18 protein-coding genes and 1 tRNA gene are annotated in these 19,889 nt (G+C 51.5%); 11 read left to right on the forward strand and 8 right to left on the reverse strand.

What is annotated here, in order from left to right; translation table 11 throughout:
• Positions 1-29 precede the first annotated feature (29 nt).
• Together C5S61_RS17780 and C5S61_RS17785 are read left to right on the forward strand one after the other, a co-directional pair.
• Entirely contained in the window at positions 30-623 is a 594-nt protein-coding gene (locus tag C5S61_RS17780) for a Crp/Fnr family transcriptional regulator (RefSeq protein WP_110517052.1), read from the forward strand.
• Between the two features lie 71 nt (positions 624-694).
• A complete protein-coding gene (locus C5S61_RS17785; RefSeq protein ID WP_110517054.1) occupies positions 695-1,420 on the forward strand; it encodes an SDR family oxidoreductase in 726 nt (241 codons plus the stop codon).
• A gap of 111 nt (positions 1,421-1,531) precedes the next feature.
• On the opposite strand, the gene aroF is transcribed toward C5S61_RS17785, so the two are convergent.
• The 5 genes from aroF to C5S61_RS17810 form a co-directional block, all read right to left on the reverse strand.
• Positions 1,532-2,575: a 3-deoxy-7-phosphoheptulonate synthase gene (gene aroF / locus C5S61_RS17790; RefSeq protein WP_110517056.1), complete on the reverse strand. Its 1,044-nt coding sequence runs from the start codon at positions 2,573-2,575 to the stop codon at positions 1,532-1,534.
• Positions 2,576-2,700: 125 nt separating this feature from the next.
• Positions 2,701-3,147, reverse strand: coding sequence for a hypothetical protein (locus tag C5S61_RS17795; RefSeq protein WP_124033461.1), 447 nt, complete (start codon positions 3,145-3,147; stop codon positions 2,701-2,703).
• 128 nt (positions 3,148-3,275) lie between these two features.
• The gene (locus C5S61_RS17800; protein WP_110517060.1) at positions 3,276-3,962 is read right to left on the reverse strand and encodes an LppX_LprAFG lipoprotein; all 687 of its coding nucleotides are present in this window, start codon (positions 3,960-3,962) and stop codon (positions 3,276-3,278) included.
• A 30-nt stretch (positions 3,963-3,992) separates the two neighbouring features.
• Positions 3,993-4,967, reverse strand: coding sequence for an MBL fold metallo-hydrolase (locus C5S61_RS17805; RefSeq protein ID WP_164689605.1), 975 nt, complete (start codon positions 4,965-4,967; stop codon positions 3,993-3,995).
• Between the two features lie 70 nt (positions 4,968-5,037).
• Complete coding sequence (locus C5S61_RS17810; protein ID WP_164689607.1) at positions 5,038-5,904, reverse strand: helix-turn-helix transcriptional regulator; 867 nt, start codon at positions 5,902-5,904, stop codon at positions 5,038-5,040.
• 80 nt (positions 5,905-5,984) lie between these two features.
• Between C5S61_RS17810 and C5S61_RS17815 the strand changes: the two genes are divergently transcribed.
• Positions 5,985-6,971 carry an SMP-30/gluconolactonase/LRE family protein gene (locus C5S61_RS17815; RefSeq protein WP_110517066.1) on the forward strand — a complete coding sequence of 329 codons (987 nt, stop codon included), beginning with the start codon at positions 5,985-5,987 and terminating at the stop codon, positions 6,969-6,971.
• A gap of 54 nt (positions 6,972-7,025) precedes the next feature.
• On the opposite strand, the gene C5S61_RS27460 is transcribed toward C5S61_RS17815, so the two are convergent.
• Positions 7,026-7,973, reverse strand: a complete 948-nt coding sequence (locus tag C5S61_RS27460) for a lytic polysaccharide monooxygenase (protein WP_110517068.1) — start codon at positions 7,971-7,973, stop codon at positions 7,026-7,028.
• Positions 7,974-8,740: 767 nt separating this feature from the next.
• Between C5S61_RS27460 and C5S61_RS17825 the strand changes: the two genes are divergently transcribed.
• A complete protein-coding gene (locus tag C5S61_RS17825) occupies positions 8,741-11,179 on the forward strand; it encodes a glycoside hydrolase family 9 protein (protein ID WP_110517070.1) in 2,439 nt (812 codons plus the stop codon).
• Between the two features lie 90 nt (positions 11,180-11,269).
• Here C5S61_RS17825 and C5S61_RS17830 read toward each other — a convergent pair whose 3' ends face one another.
• A complete protein-coding gene (locus C5S61_RS17830; RefSeq protein ID WP_110517072.1) occupies positions 11,270-11,962 on the reverse strand; it encodes a hypothetical protein in 693 nt (230 codons plus the stop codon).
• Positions 11,963-11,988: 26 nt separating this feature from the next.
• On the reverse strand, positions 11,989-13,095 hold the full coding sequence (locus tag C5S61_RS17835) for an aminopeptidase (protein ID WP_110517074.1): 1,107 nt from the start codon (positions 13,093-13,095) through the stop codon (positions 11,989-11,991).
• Between the two features lie 355 nt (positions 13,096-13,450).
• Between C5S61_RS17835 and C5S61_RS17840 the strand changes: the two genes are divergently transcribed.
• The 7 genes from C5S61_RS17840 (at position 13,451) to C5S61_RS17870 (ending at position 19,754) form a co-directional block, all read left to right on the forward strand.
• Positions 13,451-13,526 (forward strand) — tRNA-Ala (locus C5S61_RS17840).
• Positions 13,527-13,643: 117 nt separating this feature from the next.
• Positions 13,644-14,123 carry a GNAT family N-acetyltransferase gene (locus C5S61_RS17845; RefSeq protein WP_110517076.1) on the forward strand — a complete coding sequence of 160 codons (480 nt, stop codon included), beginning with the start codon at positions 13,644-13,646 and terminating at the stop codon, positions 14,121-14,123.
• Between the two features lie 15 nt (positions 14,124-14,138).
• Positions 14,139-17,717, forward strand: a complete 3,579-nt coding sequence (smc, locus tag C5S61_RS17850) for a chromosome segregation protein SMC (protein WP_110517078.1) — start codon at positions 14,139-14,141, stop codon at positions 17,715-17,717.
• 41 nt (positions 17,718-17,758) lie between these two features.
• Entirely contained in the window at positions 17,759-18,307 is a 549-nt protein-coding gene (locus C5S61_RS17855; RefSeq protein WP_110517080.1) for a hypothetical protein, read from the forward strand.
• Positions 18,297-18,755 carry a c-type cytochrome gene (locus C5S61_RS17860; protein ID WP_054535389.1) on the forward strand — a complete coding sequence of 153 codons (459 nt, stop codon included), beginning with the start codon at positions 18,297-18,299 and terminating at the stop codon, positions 18,753-18,755. The genes C5S61_RS17855 and C5S61_RS17860 overlap by 11 nt, the downstream gene beginning before the upstream one ends.
• A gap of 4 nt (positions 18,756-18,759) precedes the next feature.
• Positions 18,760-19,164 (forward strand): hypothetical protein, encoded by a 405-nt coding sequence (locus C5S61_RS17865; protein ID WP_110517082.1) that lies wholly within the window; start codon positions 18,760-18,762, stop codon positions 19,162-19,164.
• A gap of 68 nt (positions 19,165-19,232) precedes the next feature.
• Positions 19,233-19,754, forward strand: coding sequence for a copper resistance CopC family protein (locus tag C5S61_RS17870; RefSeq protein WP_110517084.1), 522 nt, complete (start codon positions 19,233-19,235; stop codon positions 19,752-19,754).
• Positions 19,755-19,889: the final 135 nt, after the last annotated feature.

Below are 19,889 nucleotides of genomic sequence, written 5' to 3' on the forward strand. Positions count from 1 at the left end.
TAAAAAAAGAAAAAATCGCTAGGAGTTGAATGATGCCAATTGATGGCTATGGATTAATGGCCCGCACGTTTCAGCAGCTTGCGCCAATCCCGCCTGAGCAAATGCAGGCATGTTTGCGCTTGTTCAAGCCGCGTTTTTTGGATGCAGAGCAGGTTTGGTTGCATGCTGGTGAAGCTACCGACCAAGTTGGATTTTTGGTTGATGGACTGTTGCGTTTTTACTATTTAACTGCCGATGGTTTGGAATGGACGAAATCGTTTTGCATGCCTGGCGATTTGATCGGCGGCTATCGGGCCTTGTTGTTGAATGAGCCATGCCAATTTACGATTGAAACGCTCTTGCCAAGCCACTATTTGGTTGCCAAGTATGCAGATTTTGCTGGCTTGATCAACCAACATCCATGCTGGGATCGCTTATTACGGCGGGTAGCTGAAGCCTTATTTATCAAAAAAGAACAGCGTGAAAGCAGCCTATTGCTCGATGATGCCACGACTCGTTATCAACGCTTTTTGGTCGATTTTTCGGCTGTGGCTGGCGTGATCAAGCAATATCATATTGCCTCGTATTTGGGCATTACGCCAGTCAGTTTGAGCCGCATTCGTCGCCAATTGCGCCCTGATTAACCTATGATAATGCGGCGCAGTGCTGTGCTTGCTAGACTAGCAGCAGGAATTTAGCTAGCGAGGTAGCTTCGATGCAAACCACAGGCCACACAGTGTTGATTACCGGCGGCGCAGCAGGAATAGGGCGGGCTTTGGCGTTACGCTTTGCCCAAGCAGGCAATCAGGTGATTGCGGTTGGCCGAGATGCGCAAAAATTGGCCGAACTTAAGGCCTTGCAGCCAACAATTAGCACCATTCAGGCCGATTTAGCGCAAGCAAGTGAGCGTCAGCGCTTGGCCGATCAAGTTCCTGCCATATCAATCCTGATCAATAATGCAGGGGTGCAATATCATGGCGATTTAGTTGAGCAGCAATCTGCCTACGTCGATCGCGATCAGGAAATTGCGATTAATTTAACTGCGCCAATTGATTTGATTCAGCGTTTTTTGCCCAAGCTCCAACAACAACCAGCAGCGGCGATCATCAATGTTTCATCTGGTTTGGCCTTGGTTCCCAAGCAACAAGCACCAATCTATTGTGCAACCAAAGCTGGGATTCATATTTTTACCAAGGCCTTGCGTTGGCAGCTAGAACAAACTCAGGTGCGGGTATTTGAAATTATTCCGCCGCTGGTTGATACGGCGATGACGGCGGGGCGCGGCAAGGGCAAAATCAGCCCAGAGGCCTTGGTTGAGGAGTTTTGGCGGGGTTTTACCAATGATACCTATCAGTTGGCGATTGGCAAAGTTAAACTTTTAATCCAAGTGCAGCGCTTTTTGCCAGCGCTCGCTGATCGCTTGATGCGTTATGGACGGTAGGATTGCCCTCACCCCAACCCCTCTCCCGTCCGACAGGAGAGGGGCTTTTAATTCTGTGGTTCTCCCTCGCCCGCGTTGTGTGGGCGAGGGGCTGGGGGTGAGGGAATTTAATTAAACTGCTGCCGCCTTCGTGCGACCTTGAATTGGCCGATCCATGGCATCGGCGATGCGCTCGACTTGCTCCATCAATTCAACAAAGCGTTCGGGCAAGAGCGATTGCTCGCCATCCGACCAGGCTTCGGCAGGATTAGGATGGACTTCGATCATCAAGCCATCAGCGCCTGAGGCGATGCCAGCCCGTGACATCGGCAAGATGCTTTGCCAGCGGCCTGTGGCATGGCTGGGGTCAACAATAATTGGCAAGTGGGTCAGTTCGCGCAGCACCGGAACCACGCTCAAATCAAAGGTTCCGCGTGAGTGATCATCGAAGGTGCGGATGCCACGTTCGCACAAAATGACCGCCTGATTGCCCTCGGCCATAATATATTCGGCGGAAAGCAGCCAATCTTTGACAGTTGAAGAAAGCCCGCGCTTGAGCATAACTGGGCGGCGAGTGCGGCCAACACGCTTGAGCAAGGCAAAATTTTGCATATTGCGTGCGCCAAGCTGCAAAATATCGGCGTATTCAGCCACCAAATCGACTTGCTCGGTATCCATGACTTCGGTGATGACGGGCATGCCGGTGAGTTCACGGGCTTCGGCCAAGAGTTTTAGCCCATCTTCGCCCATGCCTTGGAAGCTGTAGGGCGAGGTGCGCGGCTTGAATGCGCCACCACGCAAAATGGTTGCGCCAGCGGCTTTAACCGCTTCGGCAGTGGTCAGCAATTGTTCGCGGCCTTCGATCGAACATGGCCCAGCCATCACGACCAACGAAGGGCCACCAATTTGCACGCCATTAATTTCAATAATCGTGTCTGCTTCGCGATACTCGCGGCTGACCAATTTATAGGGCGCGGTGACGCGAATGACATCGCGCACTCCTGGCATTAGCTTAAGTCGGGCTGCTTCGGCAATCGCCCCTTGATTGCCAGTGATTCCGATCGCGGTGCGAGTTGGGCCGGGCATGGTGTTAGCCTGCAAACCCATATCCTCAATCACCGTACAAACAGCTTGAATATCCTCAGGTGTAGCGTGTGCATCCATGACGACTAACATACGACCTCACATTGGGGTAACGCATGGCATACGATAAGAGCTACGATACACTCGTAGCTCTTAGTAAAATCGTTACTCGTTTAATATTCCGCCTATTTGGATTCTAACACCCAGATAGGTAAGGGTCAAATTTGGCGCGAGGTCAATACATCGTTGCGTTCGATGGCGATTGCGCCGGGCAAATCGGCCAAGGTTTGCAAATTGAGGCCAGTTGGCAATTCTTCGAGTGGTTGCTCAAAGAAAATCACGCGCACAATGGCTTCATCGTTCAGCATTTGCCAAATCATCTGCTCGCGGCTAATTGAGCGCACCCGTGGCGTTTCGCCGATGCGAATGCGTTGGGCAAACGAAAGCGCGTCGTCTGGCGTGCGAAACAGCACAACATGACGGGGCTTGCTTGGCGCAGCGGTGTTCTCGTCAAGCTCATCATCAAACTGTGGCTTGGGCCGCGCAAGATAATGGTAGTAGTGGCTTTGCGCCAGTTGAGCCACCGAGCCATGGACTAATTCGTCGAGTTCAGCGCGTGGCATGCCAAAACGATCAGCCACGCGATCGCTATTGTGTTCAGTCATCGCAGCCCACCCTGTAAATATATCGTTTAATGGTTGATCAAGCATGTTTTGGATACCTCGCGATTGCATGTTTGCTCTAGCCATAGCATCGTGGTTCGACATAACGAACCAGCCTACGAAATGCTGGGCTATTGTGGTGGAGTGATCGTAATCGATTGGTTGAATTGCGAAACGACCAAGGTTCGCTTGATGGTTTCTTTTTCGCTGCTGACCAAACGGCCAACTGCAACTAATTGACGTAATAATTTGTCGTCTTTGCCAATCCACAGGTCGAGTTTAATTGTGCCAGCTTCGGCAACGCCACCAGTCAGGGCCGAGACGCTTTGGGCATCGACCTCGCCGCTGATATGATAGGTCGCTACGCCGTCGATCTCTGCCTCTTCGACAAAACTTGGGTTTTTCAGGCCGCGCAGTACGTCGCTAATGCCTTTAGCTGGCGAAAAGGTTTCAAGCCCGCCAGTATCAGCCAATTTTTCATAGGTCGTTGCATTAAATGGGTTTGGCGTAATCCAAGCGTCGGCTCCAATGATGATGCCATTGATATTGACGGCGATTGGTGCGCCTGCTAATTTGGCTTTGATTTTGGCCTGAATTTTATCGGGCCGAATGCTATTGCCATCAGCATCGATGATGATAATATCGCCCAATGGTGCGGCTTCGCCGTCGCTGACCGTCAGTTTAAAGTGAAAGTTATTGACACTTTCAAAGGCGGTTGCACCGTCGCTTGCCACTTTGGCAGCATCAACATCGGCGTTGCCACAGGCCACCAAAGCCATTGCCAGCACCAATAAGCTCAGTTTTTTCCACCAGCGCATACACCCTCCAAAAAACGTTGCGAATCGGCGTTAGTGTTGATCAAGAAAGATAATCTGTCTAGCCCGTTGTTCGCGGCGCAACCGCCCTTGGCCTTCGAGATAGACCAAATGGGCCAAGGTTTCGGTGATGGCAAAACGTAGCTGATGCGCCGAAAGCGTGCTGACACCAAAGGCAAATTCGCAGACTTCAAAGGCAGTTTTGCCAGTGCTTGCATAATCGTGCATCAAATCTAGCCGCTGATTGTGATGTTGGGCAATTTCGTGGCAGCGTTCGCGAAAGGCCACGATTGGCTTGCGATGCCCAGCCAATGCCAAACGCACATCGAGCGCGGCAAATTGCTCAAGCGAAGCCAAATAATCGGCCAACGGATCGCGTTTTGCTTCGGGCCACAGGCTGATGTTGGGCGTAATATCGGCCAACACATGGTCTGCCACAATCAATAATTGATCTGCCGCATCGTATAAACATAATTGGCCGTCAGCATGGCCCGGTGCGTGCAGCAATTGCCACGAGCGTTGACCAAGCTGCAATGGCTGATCCATTGCGAGTGGATGCAGCACCGGCTTGGGATCAACATACTGGCTGGCATCCATCGTGTGTTGCCAAATTTGGCGATTGAGATCGTTGGGCATGCCATGCAGTTCGAAAAAATCGGCCAAGCGATCGGCTGCATCTGGCAAGGGTTGAAACCACGCCCGTTGCACGCTCTGAATCTCGGTTGGCGACATCCAAACGCTGGCTCCGCTGCGTTCGGCCATCCAGCCTGCCATCCCATAATGATCGGGATGATAGTGGGTTACGATAATTTGCTTAATCTGTGACCATTCAATGCCCAAGCGTTCAAAGGTTTCGAGCCAGGTTTGCTCTGCTTGCCCATAGCGCATGCCCGTGTCGATCACGACCCAGCCATGATCGGCGCGCAACAAATAGCAATTAACATATTTGAGTGGCAAGGGCACGGGAATCGGGATGCGATAAAGATCAGCGGTGATCGGTTCAAACATGCGGCTATCTCGATATGACAATGCAGTAGTATTATCCGCTACTTTTGGCTTGGCATATGTTAGCAGAATGTTAGATCGTGCTCGCCAAGGCGCATTCCAGTTTCTCGCGGGTTTGGGCTTCGGCCAACGGTAAATACACCACCAGCTGTTGTTGATCAGCATTATGAATTTGCAAAACTTTGGGCTGAAACACCAAACTGCCCAAATCCCAATGGCGTAGCTCTTTGCGCTCAATCGTGATGCCGCCAACGTCGTGTTGTGCCCACAATTGGCAAAACTCAGGGCTAATCGCCAGCAGATCGGCAATCAGCTCTTGCACAATCGGGTGGTCGATATATTTGGTGCTATTGGCACGAAAAAATGCCAGCACTCGCTGGGTTTCGCCAAACCAATCAGCAAAGAAATGACGTGCTCCTGGCTGACTAAATGTCATCCAAAGTAGGTTGCGTTCACGCATACTTTTAGCCTGCCAATCGCCAAAAACCAGCCGCGCCGCTTGGTTCCAAGCAATCACCGTGCAACACGGGCTAATCACATAAGCCGGCGCTGGATCAAGCATGTCGAGCATGAGCTGAGTGCCGGCATCGATTGCGTGGCCCAGCCATGGCAAAGGGTGAATGCTATCGCGAGCCAAAACATACAGGTGTTCGCGCTCATAGCCATCGAGTTGCAATACACGCACCAAACTTTCGAGCACAGCACTCGAAACTTGAATTTCGCGGCCTTGCTCAAACCAGGTATACCAACTGACGCTGACTCCAGCCAGCAAGGCAACTTCTTCGCGGCGCAGGCCCGGCGTGCGACGACGTGCGCCATGCGGCAAACCAACGCTTGTTGGTGAAATTTTGGCCCGCCGAGCACGCAGAAAATCAGTCAACAAACTGCGTCGTTGGCTCTGCTTGGCGCTTGCTGGCGCAACACTAGGATTTTTTATCATAGGATATTTCCATGTCTTACTAACACCATGATGGCTTGGTAGCATTCGGGCGTGATCAATCTACTGAAAGGAATGCTCCAATGGCGCGGATTTTTCTAATTGCTCTATTCTGTGTGCTGCTAGCCAGCTGTGGCAGTAGCGCAGCGCCGACTACGACGCTTGCACCAATCCACATTCAGCCAACGCCAACAACCCTTAGCCAGCTTGCGCCAACTATTGCGCCAACGCTGACCCCAAGTTTGGCAACTACGGCTGCCATCACGTTGAGCGAAGGCTTTGCCCAACCAGAATCGATGCTCCACAATCAGCTGAGCGATTTGTATCTGGTTTCGAATATTAATGGTACACCATTTGGCCGCGATGATAACGGCTATATCTCGCTCGTGAATCCTGATGGCACGTTGAAACAAGCCAAATGGATCGATGGCGCGAGTGCTGAATTTGAATTAAATGCGCCCAAAGGCATGGCGATTGCCAATAATACCTTGTATGTGGCCGATTTGGATACGGTGCGATTGTTTGATCCCGTTTCGGGAGTGCTCAAAGGCACGATTGCCATCAGCGGCAGCAGTTTTTTAAATGATCTGGTGGCGCGCGCTGATGGAACCGTTTTTGTCAGCGATATGGGAGTCAACGAGGATTTTTCGAGCACGAGAACTGCTGCGATCTACCAAATTGACGCTGCGGGCAATGTTGCGCTGGCCGTCAAACTTGACGCTGGCAATCCCAATGGCTTGGCGATTGCTGCCGATGGCACGCTTTTGGTTTGTCGCTACGATACAGCAGTTGAGATTTTTGCATTGGCTGCTGATGGTACGCTGCAACCCTATCGCAAGGCTAGTGCGAGCCAGCACGATGGCTTGGTGGCGCTGGCAGATCAAAGTTTGTTAGTTTCAAGCTGGCAAACTGCTAGCGTTCATCAATTAATGGCTGATGGTAGCGAACGGATTGTGTATGTTGGCACAACTGGCGCGCCAGCTGATATTAATGTCGATGCCCAACGTGGCGGTCTATTAATGCCAATGATTGTGACCAGCCAAGTGGTACTATGGCCTTTAGCTGATTAATTAAATACAGCGCCGCAGGTTAATCTCAACCTGCGGCGCTGTTTGTTTAATAATTTAGTTAATCAATTGCCATAATGCTGGCACAGCCGCTGGCTCCCAGCCAGGCAACGAGGTATGGGCTTGACGACAGATGTAGGTGTGGCCAGCGTAGGTCACGCCTGCGCCAGTGGCATAGCTGGTGTACGCTTGCCAAGCGGGTGTGCTTGGATTGGGCGTGGCGGTTGGCACGTTGGTTGGGCGTGGGGTCGCAACTGGCGTGTTGGTTGGCACGGTGGTTATCGTTGGGACGTTGGTGCTGGTTGGGCGTGGCGTGGCGCTTGGCACATTGGTCGGACGGGGCGTGGCGCTTAGCACATTGGTTGGGTTGATGCCACCAAAGCTCACATCCGAGCAGCTATAAAATGCTTCTGGGCTATCCGAGCGCTGCCAAATTGCATAAATCAGATGCCGCCCTGTTTTGCCGCTCGGCAAGGTGGCATTGATCACATACGAGCCATTAACCAACGCTGGATTCGTGACCGAAGCGAATGGCGTAGCCTCAAGATCCGACCATTTGAGTGGTTGGTTGGGGTCATAGCCAGTGCGCGTGAGATAAAAATCAAATGTGCCACGATGCGGCGCGGTGGCTTTGTACAAAAAGCTTAGTGAACTGCCTGAATTGAGTGGCGTTGCTGGCCAATCGCCGCGCGCTAGATCAAAGCCAGCATATTTTTCGCGGCCTGCGCTGCACAACTTGCCATCGGGAATAATGCTGCGATGGCGGCCAGCAGCATCGCCAATATTAACCTCGTTCCAATCGTAGAGTGCTTGAGTTCCGCCGCGCTCGATTGCTGCGCGACATGCGGCGGTATCAGGTGTTTCTGGCCCTTCGAGAAAGCACGCGTACGTTCGGCTAACTGGCGTTTGCAACGAACCATGAGCATGCGCTTGATTCCACGCAGCCAAGCCGACTAATAACGAACAACAACCAACCGCGAAACGTAGGATACGGCGTTGTACCATGGGATTTTCCCCCTTATAAACGCGCGGAGCAGCGTGGCTCCATTTCAATGGGTCTCCCGTTCATCCAACAGCGTGATGTTTCTTTATAATTCCAGTGAAATTATAAAGAAACAGAGCTAAAAGTCAATGATTTTTAAGAAATAGAAAGAATTAGATGGAAACACTCGAAGGCTTGTGTTTGATCCACGAAGGACACGAAGGGCACGAAGGGCAGAAACCGCGAAGATCGCGAAGGTTAAGTTTTTGATCCACGAAGGACACGAAGGGCACGAAGCTGGGGCTATGGGCTATAGGCTGGAGGCACAGGATAACCAACCGATCCCAGTCCCCGACCCCTGATCCCCATTTTTTGCCATAGATTGGCACAGATGTTGAAGATTAGATTCGTGCCAGCCCCCGACCCCCGATCCCTGATCCCTACTCCTATGTTCTATGCTCTATGCTCTATGTTCTTTCGGACTTCATCCTTCATAATTCATCCCTCATCCTTTTGCTCTGTTCTATGCTCTATGTTCTATGTTCTTTTTTGCTTCTAGCATGAACTAACTATTTTAGCCCTAGAACATTGACAGGATTGTAAAAATCATTTAATCTTTGCCTCAATAAATTTGGGAACGCTCTCAAGTACTAGGCATAATCAAGCAGCTAGCAATGGCATTTGACTGCTTATTGTAGTGAGACCGATTCCAAATACTGCTCTAATCGCTTACGTTGCACTATTGCAGCAGCTCGGTGTGTTGCAATAGCCCAAAAAAAGGATCGACCAAATGAAGCTTCATTTCCAACGGCGGAAACGATCGCGCACGCTGATAGCGGCTTGTAGCACAGTTGCCCTGACTGCTAGCGTGGCTTTTGGTAATATTTCCTCGGTGTTTGGCGTTGTTCAGCACGAATCCTCAAATACTGCTGCGGCGCATCTGCCCTCGGCTGCCCTCGCCGCCTCATCGCTGATTCGGGTTAATCAACATGGCTATTTGCCGAATGCAGTTAAGCGCGCTAGCCTTGTCAATAGCAGCAACTCACCGGTGGCTTGGCAATTGCGCAATAGCTCAGGCGCGACGGTGCTTGCGGGCAATACCACGGTTTTTGGCTACGATGCTAGCTCCGGCGATACGCTGCATATTATCGATTTTTCAGGCTACACTGGCACGGGCAGTAGCTTTACCTTGGCTGCCGCAGGCAATACCAGCCATCAATTTGAGATTAATTCGACTGTCTATCGCCAATTAAAATATGATGCACTCGCCTATTTCTACCATAACCGCAGCGGGATTGCGATTAGCATGCCCTATGCTGGGCGCAATGATTTAACACGGCCTGCTGGCCATGTTGGCATCGCTCCCAACCGTGGCGATACGAATGTGCCTTGTGCTGGCGGTACTGGCTGTAATTATTCGTTGAATGTGGTTGGTGGCTGGTACGATGCTGGCGACCATGGCAAGTATGTGGTCAATGGCGGGATTTCGGTCTGGACATTGCTCAATCAATATGAACGCAACCAATATTTTGGTTCGTCAGCAGCAGATTTTGGCGATGGCCGCATGAATATTCCTGAAAATGGCAATGGCGTGGCCGATTTGCTCGACGAAGCACGCTGGGAATTGGATTTTATGTTGCGCATGCAAGTGCCTGCTGGTCAGCCCCGCGCTGGCATGGTGCATCACAAAATGCACGATGCCAACTGGACAGGCATTCCATTGCGGCCTGATCAAGATTCGCAAGATCGGGTGTTGCGGCCACCAAGCACCGCCGCAACCTTGAACTTGGCGGCAACTGCGGCTCAAGGCTCGCGGATCTGGCGCTCGCTTGATCCAGCCTATTCTGCCCGTTTGTTGAGTGCTGCCGAAACCGCTTGGGCAGCTGCCCGCGCCAATCCCAACATAATTGCTTTGGATAGCGATGGCACTGGCGGCGGTTCGTATGGCGACCCGCAAGTTGGCGACGAATTTTATTGGGCCGCCAGCGAGCTGTACATCACCACTGGCAAAGCTGAATACAAGAGCTATTTGCAAAGCTCAAGCTACTATCAAGATCTGCCGAGCGACTATAGCAGCCGTGAGCCAGCCATGACTTGGGGCACAACCGAGGCGTTGGGCACAATTTCGTTGGCCGTTGTGCCCAATGGTTTCAACAGCAGCGAATTGGCTGGCGTGCGTAACGCAATCACCAGCGCAGCTACGGTGTTTGCCAATAACGTTTCAAGCCAAGGCTATGGCACGCCGTTGAGTGCGCCAAGCACTGGCTATCCGTGGGGTTCCAACTCGTTTGTCTTGAATAATGGGATTATTCTTGGCTTGGCCCACGATTTTACTGGCAATGCGAGCTATCTCAATGCCATGAGTCAAGGTATGGATTATTTGCTTGGGCGCAACGCCATGGATAAATCGTATGTTACTGGCTATGGCGAAAACCCACTGCAAAATCCGCATCACCGTTTCTGGGCATTTCAGGCGAATGGAAGCTTTCCACGTCCGCCAGCTGGTGCGGTTTCTGGTGGCCCAAACTCGGCCTTGCAAGACCCGTATGCGCAAAGCATTGGCTTGCCTGGTTGCAAAGCCCAAAAATGTTTCGTCGATCATATTGAGTCGTGGTCAACCAACGAAATTACGATTAACTGGAATGCGCCGTTGGCTTGGGTTGCAGCCTATCTTGATGAAAAAGCTGGTGCAGTAACGCCACCAACCGCCACGCCAATTCCAGCAACTGCAACTCCAATTCCGGCAACGGCTACGCCACGGCCAGCGACCGCCACGCCAATTCCGGCAACGGCTACGCCGATTGGCCCAACCGCGACCGCTACGCCAATTGTGCCAACCGCAACGCCACGGCCAGCAACCGCCACGCCTGTGCCAAGCAATACGCCGGTTGTGCCAACCCAAACCAATGGCAGCTGCCAAGTAACCTACACCGTTTCTAATCAGTGGCCAACTGGCTTTACCGCCGATGTCACGATTAAAAATAATGGTACGGCGATTAATGGCTGGAATTTAGCTTGGACATTCGCTGGCAATCAGCAAATTAGCAATTTGTGGAATGGTAATCTGAGCCAAGTTGGTCAATCAATTAATGTGACCAACGTCAACTGGAACGGCTATTTGGCAACTGGTGGCACGGCGAGCTTTGGCATGCAAGCCAGCTTTAGCGGCACGAATGCCAAGCCAAGCAGCTTCAACTTGAATGGCGTTGCCTGTAGCGTTGCGCCATAATTAACTATCCCTCACCCCAACCCCTCTCCCGCCGAGCGAGAGAGGGGCTTTTTTTTACCACCAAGCGCATGAGAAATTTGTTCATTGAAGCTAGATTGCAGGATTGTGGCAAATAACCCATGCTGCGCGACAGTCGCGGCGCAAATGGAGTTGGCGCGTAGGATCACTCCGATGCTTGATAATAAGATACTGTTTTCGAAATGGATTTTGACGAGCTAAAAAATCATACATTCCCCGATTCCAGTAAGCCTGCCGTTTCTGATGATGGTTGGTTTGGTGTTGTTCGAGCTGTGCGAGGGTTGTTGGCCTCGCGCGGGCGATAATTGCCGCAACTCGCGCTGGATTCAATTCAGGATGGCGATTTAATGGCACGACCCAATCACCAATACGTGTCGGCTCGCCACAGTAGTAGTTGAGAATCGCAGGCACTAATGCATCAAGTGATGAATAGTAGCAAGAAAATTCATGATGCACTGGACCTGGAATATAATCCCAAATTTTCCAATTACACGCTTGGTGATTTTCAATCTGGAGCGAAATTTTCGATACAAGACTATCTAATGGTCTTGGTATTTTCTCTTGGGTTGTGGCTTGCGATAGGTTGTAGGTTGGATGATTGCTTGGCTTTGTTACCTTCGCATACCAAAAATACGGTATTTGGATAGAATAATCTTGACTGTGCCGTTGCTGGACATATTGGATTACACCTGCAACTTCTTCTTCATCCCATTGATAGAATGTTACATCCAGACCTGCTGCTCGTAATGGCTCAAAACTATCCATACATCTCCCTTGTGAATTCATGCTATTTAGATGATAAACTTACCATTGACATAACATAATTCATCGTTGGCGTAGACTTCTGCTTGACGCAAATCGCAGACTAAATCCCAGTGCAGGGTTGATTGGTTTGTGCCGCCGCATTCGGGATAGGCATTGCCCAGCGCGAGGTGCATTGTGCCAGCCATCTTTTCATCAAAAATTGTTTGGCCAGTTGGATGTTTAATGCCTGGGTTGAGGCCAAAGGCAACTTCTCCAATATAGCGTGCTCCTGCATCAAGCTCCAGCATTGTGTGCAGAAAATCTTGGCCTTGTTCAGCGCTGGCTTGGGTTACTTTGCCATCTTCGATTACCAGTTGAATGCCGCTCACCAGATTGCCCAGATACAAGCTTGGGTAGCTGATGCTTAATCGGCCATTGACTGAATCTTCAATTGGTGCGGTAAATACTTCGCCATCAGGCAGATTGCGCTTACCAGCACAATTAATCCAGATGCGATTTTCGCAGCGATAACTCAAATCGACTCCTGGCCCGTGCATGCGAATTGTGTGACACGTATTGAGAAAATCGGTGATTTTTTGCTGTTGCTGATGGATTGTTTGCCATGCTTTGACTGGATCAGGCTGATCGAGCAAATAGGATTTAACCAGCAAATCCTCAAAATCCCACAATGACATGCCTGCATCTTGGGCAAAAGCCTGAGTGGGATACAGCACATCGCACCAGCGCAGCTGGTTTTGGGCTGCTTTTGTGTTGAATAACGCTTGGACTGAACTCGCAGCGTTGCTTGCCAATTGCTGGCGTTGCTGATCAATGTGGTTGAATTGTTTGGTGTTGATTTCGCTGTAAATATCGCACCAAGCAGTCATGGTTTCGATTTCGTGGGCTAAAGTGCTGGGGATAAATTGCAGCTGAGCGTCGCTGCCCGCTTTGAGCAAAATTTCGCTAAATACTGGGTCGATAATTTTGGGAATAATCAAGGCTCCTGCGTGGAGCGCCTCGCGATAGAGCGCATACAACAACGGTTTGGCGATAGCCTCACCTTGAATCCGCAACAAATCGTTTGGTTGCAATTCTAAGGAATGCTGAACAATAATTTTTGCCAACTGCTGCCAACGCTGATCAAACACGTGCATACTCCCATTCAATGATTTAAATTCACCTGAGTGTAGTTGATTTGTCAACGTACATTTATTAAAACTAAAAAGCCCTCAACGGTGATTTTTTTAGCCACGAATTACACGAACGATAGTTGATTTACTTTAAGTGAAATTGATTGACAAAACAATCCACAGGATACATATTTGGGGGTGCAGGGGTATGAAAACCCCCTGCGTTTCCCGCTAGGGTGGGACGGAAGGGTGGCGATCCAAGTGGAATGACAAAATCAACCAAAAAGCGCCATCTGCAATAGGTTCATCAAATTTGACAGCCAAAACAGTCTGTGCTATAATCGCCCGCGTTGTGAACAAACACACAACACCAATACATGGGGGTGTAGCTCACTTGGTAGAGCGTCGCAATGGCATTGCGAAGGTAAGGGGTTCGATCCCCCTCACCTCCACCAAATCAACTCAAGGCTAATCCCTTGAGTTTTTTGTTTTAGCGTTGCAAAATAGCCTGCCGCTGCGGGTATAATAGGCCTCTGTCACGACCACCAGCCCCTTGGATTGAGGATCGTTCGATGCAAATTCGTGAAGCTCGCTTTGATGAACATGGCCAAGCTTTGGAAATAATTCGCCAAGCTTTTGTTGAATATGAAACGCTGCTTGACCCGCCATCGAGCGTTGGCTGGGAAACAGTCGAGACGTTTCGGGCGCGCATGGGCGATGGCGGTGTGTTGGTGCTGGAATCCAACCAAGCATTAATTGGCTGTGTGCTCTACGAACGCCGTGGCAACGATACGTTGTATCTCGGGCGTTTATCGGTGTTGCCAGCCTATCGCGGCCAAGGCTTGGCCAAACAGTTGGTGGCGGCGGTCGAAGCAATTGCCCAGGCCGAAGGTCGCCAGATCATTCAGATTGGCGTGCGCTTAGCTTTGCCCAACCTGATCGCCATGTATCAACAACTTGGCTATACGATTACCGACTATCATAGCCACCAAGGCTACACCGAGCCAACCTATGTCACCATGCAGCATCAGTTACCACCGACCACAGCGTAAAAAGTAGGGCTTTGAATGTATCTCAAACGACTTGAAATTCAGGGATTTAAAACCTTTGCCAATCGCACGGTGATCGAGTTTCCCTTGGGCGTGACGGCGATTGTCGGCCCCAATGGCAGCGGCAAGTCCAACGTAACCGATGCAATTCGCTGGGTGCTGGGCGAGCAAAGTTTCTCGGCCTTGCGCTGCCGTCGCACCGAAGACCTGATCTACAGTGGCGGGGGTAAGCGCGCCGCCCAAGGCATGGCCGAGGTTGCTTTGACGATCGATAACACCGATCGTACCTTGCCGCTCGATTTCAACGAAGTGACGATTATGCGGCGCTCGTTTCGTTCTGGCGAGAACGAATATTTCTTGAATAAAAATAAAGTTCGTTTGCGTGATATTCAAGAAGCTACTTCGCCCTTGGCTTCAAGTTATACCCTGATTAATCAAGGACTCGTTGATGCAGCCCTGACCTTACGCCCCGAAGAGCGCCGCAGCTTGTTTGAAGATGCGGCCTCGATTAGCCTTTCGGTCAGCAAACGCGCCGAGGCTGAACGGCGGCTTAAACAAACCGAAGAGAATCTGGGCCGTATCTTGGACACTTTGGCCGAGATTGAGCCACGTTTGAAGGTGCTGCGCCGCCAAGCCCGCGAAGCTGAGCAAGTGCATGAAATTGAAACCGCATTGCAGCAAGCCTTGCTCGTGGCCTATCGTCGCCAGTGGCAAGCAGCCCAAAGCTTGGTTGCCCAAGCAGAAACGACATTTGCCGCTGCCGAACAAGCAGTAGCCCAAGCCCAAACCGCGCATAGCCAAAGCGAACATCAGCTTGGCGAACTCCGCCAGCAGCGCGATGCCCAACAGCAGGTTGTCGAGCAACAACAGCAGCAATTAGCCCAATTTGAACGTGAATGGGAAACGATCGAACGTGAATGGGCGGTCTTGAGCGAACGCCAACAAGCCTTGATTACGCGCCGTGATGAAGCCCACGAACGCCAACAAACCTTTGAGCACGAGCAAAACCAAGCTCACGCCCGTGCCCTTGAGTTGGCCGAACAAGCGGCTCAAGCTCAGGCTGCATTGCTGGCTCAACGCCAAGCGCTGAGTACAATTGAAGCTGGCGAACAAGCCACAATTGCTGCCCGTCGTGAAGCAGAGCAGGCGCTTAAACAAGCAGAAGCAGCAGCCTTGCAAGCAAGCAAAGCCTTAAATGAGGCCGAGCAACGAGCCAAATTGCAACACGAGCGCTGGCAGGCCTTGGCCAACGAATTAGCTGCTAATCAACATAAACTTGCCGCTAGCCAAGAGCGCATCCAGCAGGCCCAAACTCAACACGAGCAAGCCCAATCGTTGTATCAACAAGCAGAGCTAGCATTTAACCAAGCCCAAGCCAATGAAGAAGCAGCCCAAAAAAGCTTGCTCGAAGCCCGCAATCTGCGCCGCGAGCAAGAAGAAGCTGTAGCCTTCGCCCGCCGCGAAGCCGATGCATTGCACAGCCGCTTGGATGCCTTGCGCCGAACTGCCGCTGCTGGCGCTGGGATGTTTACTGGCGTGCGCGCCGCGTTGCAGTGGGCCGAAAAACAGCAACGTCAATTTGCCGTGGTTGCCAGCGTTATCGAAGTGCCTGCTGAGCTAGAAACCGCCTTAGAAGTAGCCTTGGGCGCACGTTTGCAAAATATTATCGTGCCCCAATGGGACGATGCAGAAGCAGCAATTGCCGAACTCAAACGCAGCGATGCAGGCCGTGCTACCTTCTTACCCTTGGATAGCCTGCGCTCGCCGCGCCCAAGCCGCATCCCCCAAGCCAAAGGTGTGTTGGGCATGGCCAGCGAGTTGGTCAACTATGCAGAAAACTATGAGCGCGCAGTCCAGTACCTGCTTGGCCGCACAATTGTGGTCGAAGATTTAGCCACCGCGCGCCGAATTTTGGCCGAATTGGATGGCGGTTGGACGATTGTGACTCTTGGCGGCGAGCAAGTTGGCTCATCGGGGGCCATGACTGGCGGGGCCAAAACTCGCGAGGCTGGCACACTGCGCCGCGAACGTGAATTGCGCGAATTACCAGCCCAACTTGCCAACGCCCAACATCAACTTGCTAGCCACGAACAAAGCCTTAAACAAGCAATTGATACGATTGGCGCTGCTGAAAAAGCTGTGCGCGAGGCAGACCACGTGCGGCGTACCAATCGTAGTGCCATGGAAAAAGCCCGCGATAGCGTGGCCCAACGCCAACGGGGCTTACAGCAAAGTGAGCAAGAGCATCAATGGCAAGCGCAACGCAGCACCAACGTGCAGCAAGAGCAAACCAGCCTTGGCGAGCAAATCGCTGCGAGCCAAGCAGAAATTGAGCGTCATCAAAGCCTTGTTGCTGAGCATGAACGCTTGGTTGCCGCCGCTCGCGATCAGGCAGAAACTGCGGCTGATGCTAGTCGGGCTAGCGAAGAGCGGGTTGCTGCCGCCCGCGCGGCGATTGTGTCGAGCGATGCAACCTTGCAAGCGACCCAACGCGCCCAACGCGATCAGCAGCAAGTCATTGATGGCTTGGTTCGCCGCAGCCGTGATGATCAACAACGCCAACACGAATTGGCCGAGCAATTGGCCTTAACTGAAGCTCAAAGTGTTGTTTTAGCTGAGCGTCGTCAGCAGGCCAGCGCGCAACGTGAGGCCGCCAACGCTGAACAAGCGCCATTGCTCGCAGCGCTCAATCGAATTAACCTTGCCTTGCAGCAAGCAGAGCAGCATGAACGAGCAGCATCGCAAACCTTTGTGCAAGCCCAAGCGAGCCTCAGCCGTGCAGAAAGTCAAGTAGCTAGCGCCAATACCCGCCGCGACCATGTGTGGGAGCGTTGCGCCGAAGAAAATATCGATATTGAGCAGTTGGATTTGCGCCAAACTGCTGAATTTGAGCAAGCTGAACTTTCTGCCCAAGCGCTCAACGAGCAAATTGATCAATTGCGCAATAAATTACGCCGTATGGGCACAATTAACCCACTTGCACCGCAAGAATATGCTGAGCTTGGCGAGCGCCATCAATTCTTAACCGAGCAAGTGCGTGATATTCGCCACGCTGCTGATGGCCTGCGCGCGTTGATTAACGAGCTTGAAACGGCTATGAATAGCCGTTTTGCCCAAACATTTAGCGCGGTGGCTGAGGAATTTAGCCAAGCCTTTACCCGCTTGTTTGGCGGCGGTACAGCCCAATTGATTTTGAACGATCCAAATAGTAGCGAAAGTGGGATTGATATTATTGCCCAGCCGCCAGGCAAGCGCCGCCAACCGCTATCGTTGCTCTCCGGCGGCGAGCGTTCGTTGACGGCGGTGGCTTTGCTGGTTGCGTTGTTGAAAGTTAACCCTACGCCGTTTTGCGTGATGGACGAAGTTGACGCAGCCTTGGATGAAGCCAATGTTGTGCGACTTCGTGAACAATTACTGGAGATGAGCCAACACACCCAATTTGTGTTGGTGACGCATAATCGTGGTACTGTAGAAGCGGCTTCAACTCTCTATGGCGTTACAATGAATCCGGATGGAGCCTCGAAAATTTTGTCGATTCGCTTGGATCAGTTGGTCGATGATGGTGGGGCAGTGCGTATTGTTGAGACTGTTGGTTAAGAAACTACCACACTATCCGGCCAAAGATTGTGATACACTCTATGCTGAAACGCCTATGTTTGGTGGTTTGTTGGGTGCTGCTGGCAAGTTTGTGGTGGACGAATCTAGCGGCAGCGCATGGCGGCAATTACATCATCAGTGAAACCCGCAATCAATATTTTGTGGTCGTCTCCTTGGCTCCTGGGCCGATGAGCGTTGGCCGTGGCGATGCAAGCATTGCCGTGCGCAACAGCAGCGATTTTGCAGCCTTGCCAGTCGACGCAATCAATTTGGTTTTAATCGACCCTGATGGCGAGGAATTTGGCTACACGCCAGCGCCCGAAAGTCGCCCAGAAGATGCAATTTACGGCTCGCACGATCTTGATTTTTCGCGCAGCGGCGATTGGCAATTTTTGCTGCGCTTGACTGAGGCTGGCCAAACCCAAGAATTTCGCACAACGGTTAATGTTGCTGGTGGCATTATGCGCTGGCTCAACGTCATTCTGTACATGGTACCGATCATTGTGCTCGCAATCTTAATTACCTTGGCTGCCTTACGCAATCGGATGTTGCGCAAGGCAGCGCTGGAGTCGGATTCCCATGCAACCTAAATTTAAGCGCTGGCGACTAATTGGCTTGTTGTTGAGCATTGCAATTCCAGGCTTGATTGCTTGTGGTGAGGTGGCCCAACAAGCAACTCTGACCACAGGCGAGCCAGCTGTGCCCTATATCGAGCCAGCTTTTGGCGAGAAATTAGCCAGCGGTCAAGCCTTATTTGGCCAATATTGTGCCAATTGTCATGGCCAAAGTGGCGAGGGCATGGGGCCGTTTCCTGCACTCAACGATGGCATGCATGCCTATTCACACCCCGATTGGGAATTAATTTCGTTGATTCGCGATGGCAAAAATTCAATGCCTGCCTTTGGCTCGCAACTCAGCGAAGACGAAATTATTACGATTATCGCTCGGGTTAAAGCATGGTGGGGGCCGGGCAAGCTTTCCGAGCAACGCCAATTGTGTTTGATCTCACCGGGGCCTACTCCCACCTTGATGCGCTAAGTTCATGAAGCAACACTGGCACAGATTAACCAATAAACGCGCTTGGTTGCCGATTGTCGGCAGCCTCGTTGGTTTGATCCTAACTCATGGGATTGCGCTGGCTTGTATTGTGTATTGTGCAGTGATTCAAGCGGATACTGGATTAATCGCCCATCACGGGCATCATCACCATCAAGAGCCAATTCAATTAATTATTGATGATTTTCAACATCTTCAACCAGCGCCGTTCACCTCTGGCGTGCTTGAGCAGGGCCATGAAGTGCCGCTTGCTTTGGTAACAATGCTGATTGTGCTCGTTTCAATGCGGATTGCGCGTTGGGTTTACCTCGATTTGGGCATGATTGGCCGCTCGTGGATTGAACGTCCGCTCGCTCCGCCACCACGCTACCTTAGTTGCACTGCTGTATAAGGTTTGTTTGAGCGGTTTTGCATTCTTTGGCAGATCGCTGTGATCTGCTGCAACTAAGGATTTACACCATGAAACGTTTAATTGCTTTATTGGCGTTGGTAATTATTTTTGCTCAGCCTGGGGTCAGTTCAGCGCACTCCAAATTGGTCAGTTCAACGCCTGCAGATGGCTCGAAATTGGCAGCTGCTCCTAGCGAAGTCGTTTTGACCTTCAATGACGAGTTGGAATCGGAAGGCGTGAAATTAAGCGTCACCGATGCAAGCGGCGCAGTTGTTGATACTGGCGATGGTCGGGTTGATTTGGCTGATCTTGAGCGCAAAACCATGCGCGTTTCGTTGAAATCGGGCTTGAGCACCGGTAGCTATACGGTTAATTGGTCGGTTACTGGTAGCGATGGCCACGAAGTAACTGGCGCAATTGGCTTTGCCGTGGGCGATGCAGCTGTGCCAACTCCTGCTCAACCAGATCATCACACCCCAGGTTTGCCAGCAACTGGCAGCAATGGCTTCAACGTTGGCATGCTTCTCGCCGCAATCATTATTTTTATGGCTGCTGGCGTGGCTTTGCGCCGCCGCTCAGTCCGTGCCTAAACGAGTATTTTCGATGCTCCAGCGTGCTAGGTTTAGGCCTAGCACGCTTTTTTACTATTGGGGGTTAGGGATTGGGGATTGACAACAAAGATCATTCCCTCACCCCCCAACCCCCTCTCCCACGAAAACGCGGGA

It is taken from the genome of Herpetosiphon llansteffanensis, assembly GCF_003205875.1.
GTDB lineage: Bacteria > Chloroflexota > Chloroflexia > Chloroflexales > Herpetosiphonaceae > Herpetosiphon > Herpetosiphon llansteffanensis.